The sequence below is a fragment of the Chitinophaga dinghuensis genome, assembly GCF_003259435.1.
Lineage (GTDB): Bacteria > Bacteroidota > Bacteroidia > Chitinophagales > Chitinophagaceae > Chitinophaga > Chitinophaga dinghuensis.
In genome coordinates this window covers 25,964-44,088 of record NZ_QLMA01000014.1, presented here as the reverse complement: position 1 = coordinate 44,088, position 18,125 = coordinate 25,964, and the positions used below count along the sequence as shown (strand labels likewise).

Below are 18,125 nucleotides of genomic sequence, written 5' to 3'. Positions count from 1 at the left end.
AATCAGACTAAATCTAAATGGAATGAGCCCGGTAAAATACCGAGCTCAGTTCCAAAATACTTAATTTTTTTATCCAACTTTTGGGGAGCAGTCCAAATCATGATACAGCCTCTTTTCATTCGGGTAGCCTTATAAGCAATTCTCAGGACGTTCATTTTACTTTTGAGACATCCTCTTTTTATTTATTACAGTTTATCACATTAATTCATAGACGCAATCATCAGTCCACATATAGAAAGCCCCAACAATAACAATAACCCTAAACTCAATATCATCGCTTTCGCTTCTTCTGTATGCCCCATGATCGCCAGCACAATAGAACCAATAATATAAATAGGGATGAGCGCCAAGCCTAATATGCCAGCAGACGCCAGTCCATCTGACCCACCAATACACAATAACAATCCCAATCCCAATGGAATTCCCGCCATATAAAGTGTAAGCTTCCAGAATCTATTCATACGTTTTTATTTTTTATCGGGAGATAACAACTGCTTTGCGCCACCCATCTCCTTCTGTAACGCCTTCAGGTATTCCTCTTTATCATCTCTGTAAAACAGGTTCATTGTCTCAAAAGGAATAATGCGTCCATCTTTATGTACAATGTGCACACAAGATTTCTTTATCGCCCGCACATCAAAATCGTAAGCATCAATGAAACGCATAATCACTATCCGGAACAAATTGGAATAATCCAGCCCCGGCGCCTGTATCTGCGGTAAACAACACAACAAAGACTGCATATCGCCCACAGCCGCATCCGTGGATATTCCAGTACTGAAGATTTTCAAAATATGCTGATGCAGGCGTTCATCCTGTTCGTATACAATGGTATTCTTAGAATTGTTAAGCAATACCGCCGGATCCACATAACGGGTCAGTGGATATACCTCTCCTTCTATTTTCAAAGCATACGCCATCGCCAATGCATCCGGGTTACAAGGCACCGGAATAATATCGTTCGGCTGCCAGATGGGCGACTGCTCCAATATACGCTGACGTACTTCCGTTAACGTGATACGGTCTGTGGCAGGATCAAAATCATCCGTACGACCCGCAACCTGCACTGGCTGAAAGGTAACCCCGCGTACACAACGTTGTTTCAGGGCATAATCAATGATATCCCCCATTTCATCTTCGTTCAGACCTTTCTGTAAAGTAACTACCAGCGTGGTACTGAGGTTTACTTCATTCAGGTTCTCCAAAGCCTGCTTTCGTATATCCGTCAAATCCTTACCACGCATACGTTCCAGCACTTCCGGCCGGAAGGAATCGAATTGCAGATAAATCTCAAAATCAGGCATATAGGACGCCAGCCGGGCAGTGAACTCCTTGTCTTTCGCAATACGAATACCATTCGTGTTCACCATCAAATGGCGGATAGGCTTCCGCTTCGCAATATCCAATATCTCGAAGAACTGCGGATGCAGCGTAGGTTCTCCCCCACTCAATTGTATCACATCCGGCTGCCCTTCATTAGCTACAATAATATCCAGCATCTGTTCTATTTCCTCCAACGTACGATGCCGCCCGTAATGTGGACTGGACATAGCATAGCAGGTAGGACAAGTGAGATTACACCTGTCTGTCAGCTCAATCACACTCAAACAAGAATGCTGCTCATGGTCCTGACATAAACCACAATCATACGGACATCCGTAATGGGTATTGGTATTGGTCTTTAACGGCGCCTCAGAAGGCTTGTTATAGTTACGGGTATTCTTGTAATACTCAATATCCGTGGCAATCAGTACCTTTTCCATACCATGCTCCGGACAGCGTTTTACCATAAATACTTTTCCCTCTTCGAAGATCACTTTGGCGTCTGCTCTGCGTAAGCAAGTGCTGCAGATGCTCAACGTGAAGTCATAATAAGTGTAGTTTTTCTCAGGCATAATGGCGTTTTTGAATGAGTCGGCCCGGAAAAATGAAATCCGGGAGATAATATAATAACCCCAGCAAACAGGCCATCTGTATAGATCCTATGCCAAATGAAAACCTCCAGCCGGGTTTAATAAAGTCGAGTAAAAAACGAAATAATAAATATGCCACCATAAACAGCTTAAACCGCGCTCCACTCACCAGGGACGCTTTCCTGTCCAGCAAAGCCAGCGATATCCACAACAATCCCAGGAATACTATTTCGTATAAGGATACTGGATGCCGCAGGTATTGATCTCCAAGATACATGCCCCAGGGCTGTGTGGTAGGCAATCCGTAGGTTTCTTCATGAATCCCCATGGTAAAGCAGCCTATACGTCCTATCATCATGGCGAGTATCAATGGATATACGAATAAATCGCCGGTAGAACGGGTTTCTCCTATTATTTTTTTGATGATCTCTACGCCTGCGAGCCCGCCGAGCAGACCGCCCACTATGGTTTTACTAGCGTAGATATATAGCAGGATATTAGGGGTAGACAACAATACAGGCGGGTTTTCCAGCGCCCCCAGTAGCCGGCTGCCAAAAAGGGCTCCAAAAACAGCTCCTATTATCGCCCAAATGCGATTGGGCTGAGGAACCGCGTCTCCCTGACGCTTCTTCAGAAACAGAAAATACCGAAAGCCTATAAACATACCGAGGGTTTCCGTCAGTGCATGCAGGGGCAGATGGGTAGCGCCAATTTGAAAAGTTAACGGAAACTGCAAGGTTATCAAGTTTTTACACAATTTAATCTTTATCTTAAAATCAGGGGCCACCTCAAAATAAAACAGAATTTTATCGCGTTTAGACGCTAATCAACCAACCTTATGAAATCTATCCTTACCACCTTGTTGCTGTGCTGTAGCTGGATGAGCGTATTTGCGCAAAATCTGCTTCCTAACCCCGGTTTCAATGAAGTTAATATTTGCATCGAATATGCCGCCAAATGTGCCCCGAGGGCCTGGTATCCAACTGCCCCTTTTTTTAGTAAAGTGATATACAATGGAGAAATTCCTTCCAACAACCACTCCGTTACACTTATCATGGAAAACCGCGCCAATACCAGCTTTCGGCCATATTATAAAACACAGCTACTCAATCCATTACAGAAAGGTACCCGGTATAAATTGGAAGTTTTCTGGTTAAATACCGCTAATGCATCAACTTTTCTTGACATAAAGCTGGACACCACTGAAACCTTCCAGGATATTCCAGTACAACTGGCCGCTACACCTACTGTTCATCTCACTAAATCCAGTCCTGATAAACCGAAAGAAGGCTGGATAACCTCAACAGCCACCTTCACAGCGGCAGAAAACTACCGCTATCTGGTTATGGGGAATTTCAGTGCGCCCACCACGGCAAAGCATCCCCGCGACCTGTACTGTTATATCGATAGTATTGCGGTCACTCCCCTCGACGGGCAAACTTACAATACCGCTATGGCCGACAGTATCCGTAAATTACTCTACAACGATCGCTGGCGCCATTCCTATTCCAGCCCCAGCGCATCCTTAAATCAGGCAGCCCTCAAACCTAAGCTGCAGTTGCCGTTACGAGTGATTCAACGTAGTGGCAAATGCGATACAGTGGTCATTTCGCCAGAGTTCTTCAGCGGTAATCGCAAAGAAATCAATGACGTATATGCAGATCAGTTAGGCAGCGTGTTCACACTTAAACCAGAAGATGTCCGGGAGAAGATCTATATCTCCGGATATTCCTACCGGAAGCCTAATTCCCAGTATAACGAAATTATTGCCACAGACAGGGCCAATGAAGTGGCCAAATACCTCGTCTATAACATGGGATTCAGCTTTGATGATTTTGTGATAACAGGGTATAGTCGCCTACACCCGGGAATAGATTCCATAGAAATCATCAGTTGCCAGTCTGCGGTGGAAAAGCCGGTTCCTGTAGCCAAAACAGATACGCTTGTTATCCCGGATATCCTGTTCAAATTTGACAGCAGCGCATTGAATCAACTTCTTTATGCTTCACTGGACAGTCTGCTCCGCCATATTCCAGCTATTCCCGGCATACAACTGGCCATTACCGGCCATACTGATAACAAAGGAACAGCCTTGTATAATATGGACCTGAGTATGCGCAGAGCGGTATCAGTAGCGGAATATGTACGGCGGAAACATCCGCAGTCGGCCATCACGGCCATTAATGGGATGGGAGAATCTATGCCTGTAGCGGATAACAGTACCAGTCAGGGCAGGCAGAAAAACAGAAGAGTGGAGATTATTATTTTCTACCCGGATCATTGAAAAACGGCAACAACAACATGGCCGCCAAAGCCTTTTCCCAGGTGACGGAATCGTGTCTGCCGCCGGCAATTTCATCATACCAGATGTCTTTATCCATGGTATATCCTTTGGATAACAGTTCCTGGATCAGATCCCGCGTATCATCGATACTATCAATGATGCCGTTTCCGTTACGATCTGCGGTTTCGTCTTCGGTTCCGCATTGGAAGAAAAACTGTAATCCCGGCTGATAGTCACTTTCGCGGATCAGTTTATGCATGATTCGGTTATTGGCATCACTGTAATCCGGCCCCAGCGGCACATTCCGCCACCAAAGAGAACCGGAGCAAACACCGGCGAAGGAAAATATTTCCGGATGATGCCAAACGATGTCCAGGGCTGATAATCCTCCTAAGGAAAAGCCAGCGAAGGCCACAGGTAAGGATTTCCAGTCAGGAAAACGGTTATAGAGCGCAGGGAGTAAAACAGTGGTGATAAAAGTAGTGTAGACACCGGCTTTCGCGCCATCGCCGTTATAATCTGGTTGGGATGCAACACCATATTCCTGCAGTCGCGCGGAACCTGCATGAATCGCTACCACCGCTACGGGTAGCTGCAAATTGTCCAGCAATCCCGCCAGGTCCATTTTCCGGACTTCCTGGCCGTCGTTCAACAGTAGTAGTGTTTTCGGCTGTTCGTTGAACTGGTATATATCCAGGAGCACTTCCCGGTCCAGTCCGGGTGCATAAACGAAATCATTCCAGATCATAAAATGAAGGTACGCATATTCAATTCGGGAAACATTTTTTAAATTTAGACAAAGCTTGTACCGTGACTGAAAACTTCTATAAATGGTCATCTCCTAACATAGGCCAGGAATTTGAAATGCTGGTATTTGGCCATGGCGGCTATCCCCTGCTATTGTTCCCCACTTCTATGGGCAGATACTATGAAAGTAAAGACAGAGGCTTAATTGATGCTATCCGCTGGTTTATTGATGAAGGAATTGTCAGCGTATATTGTCCGGATAGTTACGATACCAGCAGCTGGTATAATAAGCATATTTCTCCCGCCGAGCGAGCGTATAACCATGAGCGTTATGACAAACTACTGATGGAAGAAATATATCCCAGGATGATTGCCGAAACAGGCCACCAGCGGATTATCACTGCTGGTTGCAGCTTTGGAGGATTTCATGCTACCTCTTTTGCATTCCGTCATCCGGAAATAGTATCTTATCTTTTTTCGCTCAGTGGCATATTTGATGTCCGCTCCCGACTGGATGGCTATTACGACGACCAGGTCTATTTTAGTAATCCGGTAGATTTTATGCGTGATAATCAACATGAGGCCCTCTGGCGTATGGGGATTATTCTTGGCGTGGCCGATAACGATGTTACGCGTTCCCAGAACGAGAATATGTCTGGTATACTGGCCAAAAAAGATATTACCCACTGGCTGGATATACGCCCGGAAAGTACGCATGACTGGCCTTCCTGGTGTAATATGCTTCCCCGCTATCTCTCATTAATCAGGTAACACATGAAAAAGATTGGCATCCTGTTCGGACAGGAAAACACCTTTCCCCAGGCATTTGTAGACCGCATCAACCGGAAAAATCCTCCGGGAATTTTCGCGGAATTTGTCACCATCGGCAAAGTATTGCAGGGGGAAAGCTCCGGTTACGCCGTTATTGTAGACCGAATTTCCCAGGACGTACCCTTTTACAGGGCATATCTTAAAAATGCGGCAGCCTCTGGGACAGCTGTTATCAACAATCCCTTCTGGTGGAGCGCAGATGATAAATTTTTCAATAATGCCCTGGCAGAGAAAATAGGCGTACGCGTGCCCAGAACCGCACTGCTGCCCTCTTTTCAGCTGCCCAACAATACTACTAATCAGTCGTTCCGTAACCTGATTTATCCGCTGCACTGGCAGGAAATATTTGACTATGTGGGTTTCCCTGCCTACCTCAAACCTTTTGACGGCGGCGGATGGAGAGACGTATACAGGTTGAGCGACAAAGAAGAATTTTATAATATACACCAGAAAACCGGCCAGTTGGTTATGATGTTGCAGGAGGAGATAGATTTCACTTCCTATTACCGCTGTTACTGCATTGGTGGCAAACATGTACATATTATGCCATACAATCCCCGGCATCCGCATCATGAGCGGTACCAGGCAACTTTCGACACACCGCCAGCCGTGCTGGAAGAAATTACCCGGGCCACCCTGGCTCTTAATCAGCACCTGGGGTATGATTTCAACACCGTGGAATTTGCCGTAAGAGGAGATGTACCCTATGCGATCGATTTCTGTAATCCCGCTCCGGACGCGGATATTCACTCCATTGGGAAAGATAATTTCGAGTGGATAGTAGAAACCAGCGCCCAATATGCCATTGAAAGAGCGATGGCACAGGAGCCGGAAAAAGATAATCTCACCTGGGGAAAATTTATCCATCGGGATATTCAGAAAAAAATTACAGCCGATTGATTTCCCGACATACATTTGTATAAATAAAAACGATAGGAGCACTATATGTACAATGCGTTCACAGTGGGTATAGAAGAAGAATACATGGTGATGGACCCCAAAACCCGGGAGTTGAGATCGCATGAACAAAAAATCGTGGAGCACGCCCACAAAGTGATACGGGACCAGGTGAAAGCAGAATTTCATCAGGCCGTAGTAGAAGTGGGCACCCGCATTTGTAATAATATCCACGATGCCCGCGAAGACGTAGCCCTGCTCCGCAAGACCATCGCACAAATTGCCGGTGATCTTGGCTTCAGCATCGGTGCTTCTGGTACTCACCCGTTCAGCCACTGGCAACAGCAACTGATCACGGACAATCCCCGTTATTTCGAAATCGTCAACGAAATGCAGGATGCCGCACGCTCCAATCTCATCTTCGGCCTGCACGTACATGTGGGTATGGAAAGTCGGGATATGGCCCTGCATATCGCTAATTCCGTGCGGTATTTTCTACCGCATATCTTTGCATTAAGCACCAACAGTCCTTTCTGGGAAGGCCGGAATACCGGTTTTAAATCCTTCCGCACAAAGGTTTTTGATAAATTCCCTCGTACCGGTATCCCCGATTATTTTGCCAGCATTGAAGAATATGATCGTTATATCCAGCTCCTGGTAAAAACCAATTGTATCGACAATGCAAAAAAAGTATGGTGGGATCTGAGAGTACACCCCTTCTTCAATACCGTAGAATTCAGGATCTGCGACGTACCTATGACCCTGGATGATACCATCACCATCGCCGGATTGTTCCAGGCCGTATGCGCCAAGATCTATAAACTGCGCATGCAAAACCTGAACTTCATTATCTATAACCGGGCACTGGTCAATGAAAACAAATGGCGGGCTTCCCGCTATGGCATTGAGGGCAACCTGATCGATTTCGGTAAGGAAATGGAAGTCAATACCCGTGCGCTCATTTTTGAACTGCTCGACTTCATCGACGATGTGGTGGACGACCTGGGCAGCAGGGAAATTCTCAGCGCTACCGCCCGTATTCTGGAAAATGGAACCGGCGCAGACAGGCAGCTGAAAGTATATGAAGATACCCAAGACCTCGTTGCAGTAACGGATTTCATTCAGCAACAATTTCTTGCGAACTGCTAATTGCAGGATTCCTCCCATGATATTTGTAATTTTGCAGCATGCGAACCATTAAAATAGCCGTGCTGGATATGTACGAAGGTGTGCCGAACGAAGGCATGCGCTGTATCCGGGAGATATTGCTGAAATATGCAGAAATGCACTCGCTTAATCTGCTTTTTGATGAATTTGAGGTAAGACTAGAGCAACAGGTACCTGATACATCCTACGATATCTACATCTCCACTGGCGGCCCTGGAAGTCCGGTTGACAGTGAAGGAAGCGACTGGGAAAAGGCCTATTTTCACCTCGTGGAAGACCTGATGGCATGGAATAATCACCATGAACAGAAAAAGCCCATGCTTTTTATCTGTCACTCCTACCAGATCATGTGCCGTTATTACAAGTTAGGAAATGTGTGCAAACGCAAATCCCCTGCTTTCGGCGTTTTCCCCGTACATAAAACAGCTGCCGGCATGCAGGAGAAAGTTTTCTCCGCCCTTCCGGACCCTTTTTATATTGTGGATAGCCGCAACTGGCAGGTGATAGAACTCAATGAAGAAAATCTTGCTGCCATGGGCGCCAAAGTACTGGCCATTGAAAAAGAACGGCCGCACGTTCCCCTGGAACGCGCTACCATGGCCATCCGATTCAATGATCATTTCATAGGAACACAGTTCCATCCCGAAGCAGATGCCGCTGGTATGCATATGTACCTGTTACAGGAAGAAAAGAAAGAACAGGTCATTTCCCATCACGGCATGGAAAAGTATGAAAGCATGCTTACCCAGCTCACCGATCCGGATAAGATCATGCTGACGCACGACCGCTTCATCACCGCATTCCTGGACTATGCCATCTATGGCGCACTCAGCGAAAGACTGGCCACCATTGAGCGACTGGTACAGGTAGCGGCCCATAATGATAACGAAAACACTTTCTTCTAAGATATTTTACTATGATTCCTTCCGTAAGAAAAGCCTATAATGAACAGTTTACCACTTCGGCCTATCATCACTTCCTACAGGGAATGGCCGAAGATGCCGGCGTAGCCCCTGCCTTCAGGGTAGCAGAAACGCCCGTATTTGTTCCCGGCGACCTGACCGCCAAGCTGGTACAGGCTTGCGAAGAAGTAGTGAATGTCATACTCCGCCCAGATTTCAAAACACTGACGGAAGATGCCATCCCTCCTGCCCTCAGAGTGCCCGGAGAAAATGACCATCCTCATTTCATTGTAATCGATTTCGCCGTCACCCGCAACGAAGCCGGAGAACTGGAACCACAGCTGATAGAACTGCAAGGCTTTCCTACCATGAACGCTTTCCAACAGGTGATGGCCAAACAATACCGGAATCATTTTCAAATTCCGGCGGAACTGAATAACTATTTCAACGGCCTGGACGACGAAAGTTATTACCAACTCCTGCGGGATATGATCATCGGTAACCTTCCGCCGGAAGAAGTAATTCTGCTGGAAGTAAAGCCCGAAGAACAAAAAACAAAGATCGATTTTTACAGCACAGAGAAATATTTAGGAATACGCGCTGTCTGCATCACAGACCTGGTACAGGAAGGCAATCAGCTTTTCTATCGCAGGGATGGTGTGCTTACGCCAGTAAAACGCATCTATAACCGGATTATCTTCGATGATCTGCAACGGCAGCAGTCCACGCTCGGCGAGCATGTAAATCTTTTCCAGGACCTGGACGTGGAATGGATCACCCATCCCAACTGGTTTTACCGGATCAGTAAATATACCATGCCATTGCTGCACAGCGATTACATTCCGAAAAGCTGGTACCTGCATCAATTACCGGTCATTCCAACAGATCTGGAAAACTATGTGCTGAAACCTTTATTCTCTTTTGCCGGTCAGGGGGTAAAAATTGATGTAACAGAAGAAGATATCAATGCTATCAGCGATCCGGAAAACTGGATCTTGCAGCATCGGGTGAAATATGATCCTGCCATCGTTACGCCGGATGGCAATGCCATCTGTGAAATCCGTATGATGTATATCTGGCCGGATGGTGCGGCACGTCCAATGCTTGTACACAACCTGTCTCGCATCAGCAAAGGCAGGATGATTGGAGTAGGCTTCAACAGCGATGATACCTGGGTAGGTGGCAGCTGCTGTTTCTTTGAGGCTATTCCGCCAGCTACGTAAATCGCCTGCGTACCTATGCCCTATTTTTGACCCAAATCCCTATGTATGTTTAGTAACCTTGCCATCGACGTAGCCCTGGGGCTGATATTCATTTACCTGCTGTATTCCCTTTTCGTTACTATTTTGCAGGAGATGATTGCCCGCGCTTTTGGACTACGGGCACGTATTCTTTCTAAGGCCCTGCGGCGTATGCTGGATGAAGATACCCATGCAGATGACCTCGGAAAATTCGGAAAATTCACGTTTTTCACCTGGTTTTACGAAAAAGGATGGAGTATCGTTCATTATTTCAACCCATTTGCCGATGCCCCTATCCTGAAGAAATTCTACAACTCTCCTTCTATCCACTACCTGGGAGAAAATACCGCCGCTTCCAGACCAGCCTATATCAGTCCCGTTATTTTTTCACAAACCATCGTTCATCTCCTGCGTACCAGTACCACCGCCAGGACCAGCGATACAGAAACCATTGCGGCCGCCCTGGAAGAGAATAGCCTCCATTTAGGTACACATACGGTATCCCATATACGAAACCTTTTTGCAGATGCAGGGCAGGATATTCCTCAGTTCCGGGTACAGCTGGAGGCCTGGTTCAATGAAACCATGTCCAGGGCCAGCAGCTGGTATCGCAAACATTGCCAGACCTGGCTGCTGATCATCGGATTTTTTGTTGCCGGCGTTTTTAACGTGGATACCATTGCCATTGCCAGAATACTCATGAAAGATAAAACGGTCCGCCAGGAAATGGTGCAACTGGCCAGCAGCCGCAGCGACGCCTTTTATCCTAGGATGGATACCTTACAACAGCATAACCTGGTGTATAAAGACAGCGCCTTCCTCCGTAAAGACACCTCTTTGAAAGCATTTGTAGCCGATACTGCCGTGGTAGCCGTGTATGGGATGCTACGCAACGATGCTGCTGAAGCGCGTAACGTATTGGGGATACACCGGGATTTTGCCGTAGGCAGACTCGGACTCTCTCATCCACTACAGGCAAATATCTGGTTGGTATTGGCAGGATGGTTCATGACCGCCATGGCCATTTCTTTAGGAGCGCCATTTTGGTTTGATTTGCTGGGAAAAGTTGTGAAATTCAGGAATACCCCGGCCGACAGTAAATAACTATCTTTATAAGCATAAATATCAACTGTATGACTCGCATCAATTACTCCTCCGGAGCCACCTGGGAAGATAAAGTGGGTTATTCCCGCGCAGTGAGAACCGGAAATATTATTGAAGTATCTGGTACCGTTGCAGAAGATGAAGGAAAAGTAGTGGCAGAAGGTAACGCGTACGAACAAACGAAGTTCATTTTAGCCAAAATTGAAGCTGTATTGATCAGAGCTGGCGCTACGTTACATGATGTGGTAAGAACCAGGATGTTTGTAACGGATATTAGTCGCTGGGAGGAATTTGGCCGTGCGCATGGCGAGTTCTTTAAGAGTATAAAGCCAGCTACCACTATGGTGGAGGTGAGTAAATTGATTGATCCCCGGTATCTGGTGGAAATAGAAGCTACCGCTATTATAAAATCATAACAGCAGCCAGATCAAAAAATCCCCTGACGTCTGCGACATCAGGGGATTTTTGTTTTTTTTCAACAGTCAGGATCGCCGGTCTAAGTTCCCTTAGGGTATTCGATTATTTCTTTTGCTGCTGTGCTTCCAGGGCTTCAATACGTTTATTTTGCTCCAGGATATACAGGGTTAATTCTTCTATCTTTTTCATTTGTAGTTTAACTACTTCTCCCAGACCATTGCCGGCAGCAGGCTTATTGCTGTTTCCAGTTAGGAACAAGGGATAAGGCGTAACATTACCATTAGGAGTACTGGTCACTGTTTCAAGATTTTGTGCGTACAGACATACTGGTGCGAAGCCCAATAACAAGGTTAACTTCAAAATTTTCAGCATAAGATATTTGGGGATAATGATTTATGCCACAAGTATAAAAAAATCCGGAAGCATAATGCCCCCGGATTTATCAGATAAAAATATCAAAAAGACGGATTAACCGTAGATTTCTCTCCATTTCAGCATACCGCCGGCCAGGTTCAGCACATTGGTGAAGCCCTGGGTTTCCAGCAGCATGGCTGCTTGACCGCTGCGGTTACCACTGCGGCAGTAAACGATGACTTCTTTATCTTCCAGGCCTTCCAGTTCATCAATTTGCATGATCTGGATCTGACCCAATGGCACATGAATGCCACCGATATTGAATTCAGCACGTTCGTGTGGTTCTCTAACATCCACCAGTGTCAGTTGCTCTCCGGCATCCAGGCGCGCTTTTAAGTCTTCAGCAGTTATGTTTTGCATACTTTTCTTTTTTAATGATTGTTGATTGCCAGTAAAAATAACCAATTTTTCCCTACTCATTTGCAGGAGGCTGCTGAGCGGCTCCGGAACTGTCTTTCACCGGCTTGGTGGCAGACAGGTACAGATCTACGGCTTCCCCTGCTCTGACCATATTGAAATCGCCTATTTCATTCTTGCGGGTAGGATACTGCTTGTAGATATAAGCATTTAAAGTATCTGACACGCCAGAATCTATAATTACAGAACCTACGTTGAGATTACTTGCACTGAGGATTTCCCTGGCTTCCGCATAGGTCAATCCGATGAAATCAGGTACTGGGTTCTCCACGCTTCCTCTGCCGCTACTGAGAATCAGGGTAATATTAGTCCCTTCTGCCACCATGGTACCAGGTTTCAGCGTTTTACCATTGAGGAGCTGTTGCAGTACTGTATTGGTAGCGAAATCAGGTTTGTAGATGGTATCTCCTACGTTCAGGCGCAAACTTTTCAGCATCATTTCTGCACTGCGGAAAGTCAGACCTTCCAGGTCTGGCATAGCCACCATAGGGGCTACCGTTTTGTTGACCGTCAGGTGAATGGTTCTTCCCATTTTCACTTCGGCCCCTTTGTCGGGCGTCTGGGCCCATACTGCGAGTGGCGGAATACTATCAATGTAGATGGAATCTCTCACTTCTGCATCAAATCCAGCCGCTTCCAGCTTGGCAATGGCATCTTTTACATTCAGACCTTTTACATCCGGAACGGTGAGTTGCTTACCATGCTTGGTAATAATAGGAAGCATTGTAAAGAAGATAACAGCCAGCAGGAAAAACATGGCTATAGCCGCTATCAGATTGACTACAAAAGAACGTTTAGTAATAAAATTAAACACAGTTTATTACGTTAAAAGTGATAAATCAGTTACAGGTTAGCGCTTCATAGCTTCTTCCAGCACAGCGCCGTAGAAGTCTGTCAGCGTCATTCCTGCAGCTCTGACCTGTTGCGGGATCAGGCTGTTTTCAGACTGACCAGGCATGGTATTGGCTTCCAGGAAAAATAATTTATTATTGGCTTCGTCCCAAATAAAGTCGATTCGGGTGATGCCTTTACAGTTCAACAGATTATAGAGTTTAGAAGCTGTTTGTTGTACAAGGGTAGTGATTTCTGCAGGTACAGGAGCCGGCGTGATTTCATTGGAAACGCCTGGCGTATATTTAGCTTCGTAGTCGAAAAACTCTTTGCTGCTTACTACTTCTGTCATTGGAAGTACGTGCAACTCTCCACCAGCGCGATATACGCCGATAGTCAGTTCTCTCCCTTTCACAAACTCTTCAATCAAAATCTGAGTATCTTCTTTAAAAGCCTTGTCAATAGCAGGTTGCAGCTCTTCAGCCGTTTTTACTTTTGACATCCCGATACTGCTACCGCCTTCTGCGGGCTTCACAAATACCGGCAGACGCAGTTGCTGAAGGATATCCTGTGTATTGTAAGGCTGGTTACTGAAGATATGAGCAGATTTGGAAACATTCACCACATTGAATGCGGCTACTACTTTATTGCAATAGCTTTTGTTAAAAGTAAGTGCAGAAGTAACCATTCCGCAGCTGGTGTAAGGAATATCCAGCATTTCGAAGTATCCCTGCAGGCGGCCATCTTCGCCAGGAGTGCCATGAATACCGATAAAGACACAGTCAAATTTGATTTTATTCCCGTCGATCAGCAGGGAAAAATCATTCTTATCCACCTCATACTGTTTGCCATCAGGGGCGGTGTAAGTCCAGCCCTCGCGGGTAACAATAATTTTATAGACCGCATACTTGTTGCTGTCCAGGTTTTTCTCGATGGTAACAGCGCTTTGTACTGAGATTACATATTCTCCGGAGTAGCCACCGGCAACTAAAGCAATATTTTTCTTCATAAGATGACTGAGCTATAAGCGGGTAAAGTTAAGGAAAGTTTTTTGCCGCACAAGAAGGCCGGAAAATAATAGCGGGAAGAAGGGAGTCCGGCCAGGGGCCGGGCTCCGGCAAAACTATCGAGTGTTACTCCGCATGCAGAAATTCCTTTTTACCGAGTAATTCATCCATCGTTTCCTGATACATTTCATCCGGGACGCAGGCGTCCACGGGACAAACATCTGCACATCGGGGGGATTCATGGAAGCCCTGGCATTCCGTGCATTTGTCTGGTACAATGTAAAAGATGTCGTTGCTGAGAGGAGCGTTTCGCTGGCTGGTATCCAGCGGTTCATTGTTCTTTAGGACTACTTGTCCTTTCAGGGAAGTCCCGTCTGAGAGGGACCATTCCACGCCTTGTTCATAGATGGCGTTGTTGGGGCATTCTGGTTCGCATGCGCCGCACCAGATGCATTCATCATTAATTTTTAATGCCATAGGGAATAAGATTTAGTTATTAATCTATGTCACCGGAAAGGTACTATGTCTGTTCCTGAATTCCTAACGGCAAAGGCATATACGTATGTGGAAAGGGGCATAAAAAAACCGCTCTGGCACCATTCCAGAGCGGTTCTAGCTTCCTTTTGAATATATTAACTACACGTGCAGTTTATCTTTCTTACCCAGCAGTTCATCTACTGTTTCCTGGTACATTTCGTCCGGAACACAGCAGTCTACCGGGCAAACAGCTGCACATTGCGGCTCCTCATGAAATCCCTGGCATTCAGTACATTTATTTGGAACGATGTAGTAGGTATCTACGCTAATTGGAGCATTACGTTGATCAGCATCCATAGTGGAGCCATCCATCAGCGTGTATGATCCTTTAACACTGGTTCCATCAGCAATGGCCCATTCCACTCCGCCTTCATAAATTGCATTGTTTGGGCATTCTGGTTCGCAAGCGCCGCAGTTAATACATTCGTCTGTTATCTTAATTGCCATAGAGTAAACTTTTTGTTTAAGTAGTAAGCCATTAATTTTGTGGACAAAAATATAATATTCCGGGTTTAATCAAGTCATTATTTATTAAAGATTCATGAATATAGCAGAAAAAGAAGCAGCGCTGGTGCGCCTGGGCCAATACCTGGCCGGAAACAGCCCTGAATGGGAAGAGGTTAAGGAGAGGGCTTATATCGCCAATGGATGGTTTATCCCGGCATTTATCAACAATGCGCTGGAAAATATCTGCCAATACTTCCTGGAACCTTCCAAACTCCAGCAGTGGCTGCAGGCTTACCCTGCGGTAACAGCAGACCGTACTCCCCGCAAAGTGGGTATTGTGGCAGCCGGTAATATCCCCCTCGTTGGGTTCCATGACTGGCTCTGCGGATTTATCAGCGGCCATCAGGTTAAACTGAAGCTCTCCGGTAAGGATGAAATCCTCATGAAACATATCCTTGGTAAAATGGAGGAATGGTACCCTGAAATAGCCGGCCAAACGGAAGTTTTGGACATGCTGAAAGACTGTCAGGCATATATCGCCACAGGCAGCAACAATTCTGCACGCTATTTCAATTACTATTTCGCTAAATATCCGCATATCATTCGTCATAACCGCACTTCGGCAGCAGTATTAACCGGCACGGAAACTCCGGCTGAACTGGAGGCCCTGGCAGATGATATTATGCTGTATTTTGGCCTGGGATGCCGTAATGTGACCAAAATATTTGTACCGAGAGACTATAACTTCCAGCCATTACTGGATGCCCTCAACAAATACAGTGACCTGATGGATCACCACAAATACAAAAACAACTACGACTATAACCTGGCCCTGTTGCTGCTGAATAACAGTCCCTACATCACCAATGGCACTATTCTGCTGCATGAAGCGGAATCTCTCTTCAGCCCACTGAGCGTACTGAATTATGGCTATTATGATGATATTCAGACACTTGCCGCTACGCTTCAACAGGATGAAGTACTGCAATGCCTGGTGGGAAAGGATTTTATACCTTTCGGCTATGCACAACAACCATCGCTCAGTGAATATGCGGACGGTGTGGATACCCTGGCATTTTTACTGGGGATCTAACAAAATGTCGCATCAGATTGTTATCCTGTCAGATAGTAAATGAAGGGTTGTCAGCCTGATATCCGTTAATCTTTAATTTAAATTAACGATTGATATAAAAAACTGTTAAAGTGATGACTGACAAGGATATTTGATTAAACACGACTATTAAATTTGTATCGAAGGCATTATAATTGACCTATTGTGCGAGTTACAAATTTATTCGTATCGCTAAACACACTATAATATGAAATTCAAGCAAATTGTTACAATTGTCCTTATTAGCATTGTGACCGCTTCTGCCTCCATATTTGTGTACAGCAAATATATCCAACCCAGACAGGCAGGAATTTTCCAGAATGGCTCTACTGACATACCTGTGAATTATGCCCGGTATATGCCAGGCACGGAACACAGCAGCGGCGCATTACCCCCATCTGATTTTACAGCGGCAGCTAAAACCGCTGTACCAGGAGTGGTTCACATCAAAACAAAGATCAATCCCCGCCAGGTAACCAACGGCAATAACCTGCAACGTAAACGTTCTATTTTGCAGGATCTTTTTGGCGATGATTTCTTCGGCGATGAATTTAATGGTAACGGCGATGGCCGCAGATATTACATTCCAGGCCAGATGGCTTCGGGTTCAGGGGTCCTGATTTCCGATGACGGTTACATCGTTACCAATAATCACGTGATTGATGATGCCGATGAGATAGCCGTCTCTCTGCCTAATAGCGGTAAAACCTATAAGGCAAAACTGATTGGCGCCGATCCAAGCACAGACCTGGCCGTTATTAAAATTGATGCAAGCGGATTGCCTTACCTGCTGTATGGCAACTCCGACAACGTAGAAATTGGGCAATGGGTCCTGGCAGTAGGTTATCCATTAAACCTGGATGCAACCGTTACCGCTGGTATCGTGAGCGCTAAATCCCGTACCATTGGGATTAATAAGAGTCGCGGTTCCCGCAACAGCGCTATCGAATCCTTTATCCAAACTGATGCTGCCGTTAACCAGGGTAACAGTGGTGGCGCCCTCGTCAACACCAATGGGGAACTGGTAGGTATCAACTCTGCTATCGCCTCTCCTACCGGTTCTTACGCAGGTTACTCCTACGCTATCCCGGTAAACCTGGTGAAAAAAGTAGTGAACGACCTGATGAAATATGGTAACGTACAACGCGCTTACCTGGGTATTTCCTACATGCCAAGTTCTGTTATCGCCTCCCTTACAGACGACCAGCTGAAAGAACTGGGTGTCAGAAGAGATGCTCCTGGCGTACAGGTAACAGAAGTGGTGGAAAACGGTTCCGCCAAATCAGCCGGCCTCAAAACAGGCGATATCATCACAAAAATCAATGGCGTACCTATTCCTGGCGCGTCTCAGATGACAGAACAAATTGCCCGCTACAAACCAGGCGATAAAATCACCATCACCTATCTGCGTAATAACAAAGAAATGACGGCAGATAACGTGGTGCTGCGTAACCTTTCCGGGAATACTGACGTGGTGAAAACCACTATGATCGACCGTTTAGGCGCAGATCTTTCCGCACTGGATAAAGATGATGCACGCAGACTCGGTATTCGTGGGGGCGTTTGGGTGAGCGCGATCGGCAATGGTATCCTGAAAAAACAAACATCCATGGCTCCCGGCTTCCTGATTATAAAAGCTGGCGACCAGGCTGTTACTACGCCAGATGATCTGGCAAGAATCCTGGACAAAAAATCCAGCATCCAGCTGATCGGATTATATCCGGAAAAGAGTACCAATATCTATTATTACAATATTCAAACTGGCAGCGCTGCCAGGGAAAGCTTTTAGTCAAGCCAGTATAAACGAAAAAGGCGTCTCTATTACTTAGAGGCGCCTTTTTTTATGGACTCCCGAAGC

At 46.0% G+C, this 18,125-nt stretch carries 20 protein-coding genes; 10 read left to right on the top strand and 10 right to left on the bottom strand.

The window, feature by feature from the left end; genetic code table 11:
* Positions 1 to 200: 200 nt before the first annotated feature.
* Genes CLV59_RS28565 through CLV59_RS28555 form a run of 3 tightly spaced genes read right to left on the bottom strand, consistent with a single transcriptional unit; the run spans position 201 to position 2,649 of the window.
* Entirely contained in the window at positions 201 to 461 is a 261-nt protein-coding gene (locus tag CLV59_RS28565) for a hypothetical protein (protein WP_111595533.1), read from the bottom strand.
* A gap of 6 nt (positions 462 to 467) precedes the next feature.
* On the bottom strand, positions 468 to 1,895 hold the full coding sequence (locus CLV59_RS28560) for a radical SAM protein (RefSeq protein WP_111595532.1): 1,428 nt from the start codon (positions 1,893 to 1,895) through the stop codon (positions 468 to 470).
* On the bottom strand, positions 1,888 to 2,649 hold the full coding sequence (locus CLV59_RS28555; protein WP_111595531.1) for a prolipoprotein diacylglyceryl transferase: 762 nt from the start codon (positions 2,647 to 2,649) through the stop codon (positions 1,888 to 1,890). Before CLV59_RS28555 ends, CLV59_RS28560 begins: the two co-directional genes overlap by 8 nt.
* A 102-nt stretch (positions 2,650 to 2,751) precedes the next feature.
* Here CLV59_RS28555 and CLV59_RS28550 point away from each other — a divergent pair, with 102 nt between their 5' ends.
* Positions 2,752 to 4,197, top strand: a complete 1,446-nt coding sequence (locus tag CLV59_RS28550; RefSeq protein WP_111595530.1) for an OmpA family protein — start codon at positions 2,752 to 2,754, stop codon at positions 4,195 to 4,197.
* Here the strand turns inward: CLV59_RS28550 and CLV59_RS28545 are convergent.
* Complete coding sequence (locus CLV59_RS28545) at positions 4,175 to 4,945, bottom strand: alpha/beta hydrolase (RefSeq protein ID WP_111595529.1); 771 nt, start codon at positions 4,943 to 4,945, stop codon at positions 4,175 to 4,177. The genes CLV59_RS28550 and CLV59_RS28545 overlap by 23 nt on opposite strands.
* Positions 4,946 to 5,007: 62 nt before the next feature.
* Between CLV59_RS28545 and CLV59_RS28540 the strand changes: the two genes are divergently transcribed.
* From CLV59_RS28540 to CLV59_RS28510, 7 genes are read left to right on the top strand one after another with little or no spacing between them, the layout of a single operon-like run.
* Positions 5,008 to 5,715: an alpha/beta hydrolase-fold protein gene (locus tag CLV59_RS28540; RefSeq protein ID WP_111595528.1), complete on the top strand. Its 708-nt coding sequence runs from the start codon at positions 5,008 to 5,010 to the stop codon at positions 5,713 to 5,715.
* 3 nt (positions 5,716 to 5,718) lie between these two features.
* Positions 5,719 to 6,675, top strand: coding sequence for an ATP-grasp domain-containing protein (locus tag CLV59_RS28535; protein ID WP_111595527.1), 957 nt, complete (start codon positions 5,719 to 5,721; stop codon positions 6,673 to 6,675).
* A gap of 45 nt (positions 6,676 to 6,720) precedes the next feature.
* Positions 6,721 to 7,821, top strand: coding sequence for a carboxylate-amine ligase (locus tag CLV59_RS28530; protein WP_111595526.1), 1,101 nt, complete (start codon positions 6,721 to 6,723; stop codon positions 7,819 to 7,821).
* A gap of 38 nt (positions 7,822 to 7,859) precedes the next feature.
* Positions 7,860 to 8,744, top strand: a complete 885-nt coding sequence (locus CLV59_RS28525) for a type 1 glutamine amidotransferase (RefSeq protein ID WP_111595525.1) — start codon at positions 7,860 to 7,862, stop codon at positions 8,742 to 8,744.
* A gap of 11 nt (positions 8,745 to 8,755) precedes the next feature.
* Positions 8,756 to 9,964, top strand: a complete 1,209-nt coding sequence (locus CLV59_RS28520; protein ID WP_111595524.1) for a hypothetical protein — start codon at positions 8,756 to 8,758, stop codon at positions 9,962 to 9,964.
* Between the two features lie 45 nt (positions 9,965 to 10,009).
* Positions 10,010 to 11,086 (top strand): class II glutamine amidotransferase domain-containing protein, encoded by a 1,077-nt coding sequence (locus tag CLV59_RS28515; protein ID WP_111595523.1) that lies wholly within the window; start codon positions 10,010 to 10,012, stop codon positions 11,084 to 11,086.
* A gap of 29 nt (positions 11,087 to 11,115) precedes the next feature.
* Positions 11,116 to 11,502, top strand: coding sequence for a RidA family protein (locus CLV59_RS28510; protein ID WP_111595522.1), 387 nt, complete (start codon positions 11,116 to 11,118; stop codon positions 11,500 to 11,502).
* Positions 11,503 to 11,605: 103 nt separating this feature from the next.
* Here the strand turns inward: CLV59_RS28510 and CLV59_RS28505 are convergent, their stop codons facing one another.
* The 6 genes from CLV59_RS28505 to CLV59_RS28480 form a co-directional block, all read right to left on the bottom strand.
* On the bottom strand, positions 11,606 to 11,875 hold the full coding sequence (locus tag CLV59_RS28505; protein WP_111595521.1) for a hypothetical protein: 270 nt from the start codon (positions 11,873 to 11,875) through the stop codon (positions 11,606 to 11,608).
* 96 nt (positions 11,876 to 11,971) lie between these two features.
* Positions 11,972 to 12,277: a rhodanese-like domain-containing protein gene (locus tag CLV59_RS28500; protein WP_111595520.1), complete on the bottom strand. Its 306-nt coding sequence runs from the start codon at positions 12,275 to 12,277 to the stop codon at positions 11,972 to 11,974.
* Positions 12,278 to 12,329: 52 nt separating this feature from the next.
* Complete coding sequence (locus CLV59_RS28495) at positions 12,330 to 13,148, bottom strand: PASTA domain-containing protein (RefSeq protein ID WP_146616349.1); 819 nt, start codon at positions 13,146 to 13,148, stop codon at positions 12,330 to 12,332.
* A 36-nt stretch (positions 13,149 to 13,184) separates the two neighbouring features.
* The gene (locus CLV59_RS28490; protein WP_111595518.1) at positions 13,185 to 14,174 is read right to left on the bottom strand and encodes a D-alanine--D-alanine ligase; all 990 of its coding nucleotides are present in this window, start codon (positions 14,172 to 14,174) and stop codon (positions 13,185 to 13,187) included.
* Between the two features lie 124 nt (positions 14,175 to 14,298).
* On the bottom strand, positions 14,299 to 14,649 hold the full coding sequence (locus CLV59_RS28485; protein ID WP_111595517.1) for a 4Fe-4S dicluster domain-containing protein: 351 nt from the start codon (positions 14,647 to 14,649) through the stop codon (positions 14,299 to 14,301).
* Between the two features lie 159 nt (positions 14,650 to 14,808).
* The gene (locus CLV59_RS28480) at positions 14,809 to 15,156 is read right to left on the bottom strand and encodes a 4Fe-4S dicluster domain-containing protein (protein ID WP_111595516.1); all 348 of its coding nucleotides are present in this window, start codon (positions 15,154 to 15,156) and stop codon (positions 14,809 to 14,811) included.
* 94 nt (positions 15,157 to 15,250) lie between these two features.
* Between CLV59_RS28480 and CLV59_RS28475 the strand changes: the two genes are divergently transcribed.
* Positions 15,251 to 16,249 (top strand): acyl-CoA reductase, encoded by a 999-nt coding sequence (locus CLV59_RS28475; protein ID WP_111595515.1) that lies wholly within the window; start codon positions 15,251 to 15,253, stop codon positions 16,247 to 16,249.
* A gap of 226 nt (positions 16,250 to 16,475) precedes the next feature.
* A complete protein-coding gene (locus CLV59_RS28470) occupies positions 16,476 to 18,056 on the top strand; it encodes a trypsin-like peptidase domain-containing protein (protein ID WP_111595514.1) in 1,581 nt (526 codons plus the stop codon).
* The last annotated feature ends 69 nt before the right edge of the window (positions 18,057 to 18,125 follow it).

What these genes read in the sequence shown, in the direction of transcription:
- CLV59_RS28565 (WP_111595533.1), bottom strand. Translation starts at nt 461, where the DNA reads ATGAATAGATTCTGGAAGCTTACACTTTATATGGCGGGAATTCCATTG.
- CLV59_RS28560 (WP_111595532.1), bottom strand. Translation starts at nt 1,895, where the DNA reads ATGCCTGAGAAAAACTACACTTATTATGACTTCACGTTGAGCATCTGC.
- CLV59_RS28550 (WP_111595530.1), top strand. Translation starts at nt 2,752, where the DNA reads ATGAAATCTATCCTTACCACCTTGTTGCTGTGCTGTAGCTGGATGAGC.
- CLV59_RS28545 (WP_111595529.1), bottom strand. Translation starts at nt 4,945, where the DNA reads ATGATCTGGAATGATTTCGTTTATGCACCCGGACTGGACCGGGAAGTG.
- CLV59_RS28535 (WP_111595527.1), top strand. Translation starts at nt 5,719, where the DNA reads ATGAAAAAGATTGGCATCCTGTTCGGACAGGAAAACACCTTTCCCCAG.
- CLV59_RS28530 (WP_111595526.1), top strand. Translation starts at nt 6,721, where the DNA reads ATGTACAATGCGTTCACAGTGGGTATAGAAGAAGAATACATGGTGATG.
- CLV59_RS28525 (WP_111595525.1), top strand. Translation starts at nt 7,860, where the DNA reads ATGCGAACCATTAAAATAGCCGTGCTGGATATGTACGAAGGTGTGCCG.
- CLV59_RS28520 (WP_111595524.1), top strand. Translation starts at nt 8,756, where the DNA reads ATGATTCCTTCCGTAAGAAAAGCCTATAATGAACAGTTTACCACTTCG.
- CLV59_RS28515 (WP_111595523.1), top strand. Translation starts at nt 10,010, where the DNA reads ATGTTTAGTAACCTTGCCATCGACGTAGCCCTGGGGCTGATATTCATT.
- CLV59_RS28510 (WP_111595522.1), top strand. Translation starts at nt 11,116, where the DNA reads ATGACTCGCATCAATTACTCCTCCGGAGCCACCTGGGAAGATAAAGTG.
- CLV59_RS28505 (WP_111595521.1), bottom strand. Translation starts at nt 11,875, where the DNA reads ATGCTGAAAATTTTGAAGTTAACCTTGTTATTGGGCTTCGCACCAGTA.
- CLV59_RS28500 (WP_111595520.1), bottom strand. Translation starts at nt 12,277, where the DNA reads ATGCAAAACATAACTGCTGAAGACTTAAAAGCGCGCCTGGATGCCGGA.
- CLV59_RS28490 (WP_111595518.1), bottom strand. Translation starts at nt 14,174, where the DNA reads ATGAAGAAAAATATTGCTTTAGTTGCCGGTGGCTACTCCGGAGAATAT.
- CLV59_RS28485 (WP_111595517.1), bottom strand. Translation starts at nt 14,649, where the DNA reads ATGGCATTAAAAATTAATGATGAATGCATCTGGTGCGGCGCATGCGAA.
- CLV59_RS28480 (WP_111595516.1), bottom strand. Translation starts at nt 15,156, where the DNA reads ATGGCAATTAAGATAACAGACGAATGTATTAACTGCGGCGCTTGCGAA.
- CLV59_RS28475 (WP_111595515.1), top strand. Translation starts at nt 15,251, where the DNA reads ATGAATATAGCAGAAAAAGAAGCAGCGCTGGTGCGCCTGGGCCAATAC.
- CLV59_RS28470 (WP_111595514.1), top strand. Translation starts at nt 16,476, where the DNA reads ATGAAATTCAAGCAAATTGTTACAATTGTCCTTATTAGCATTGTGACC.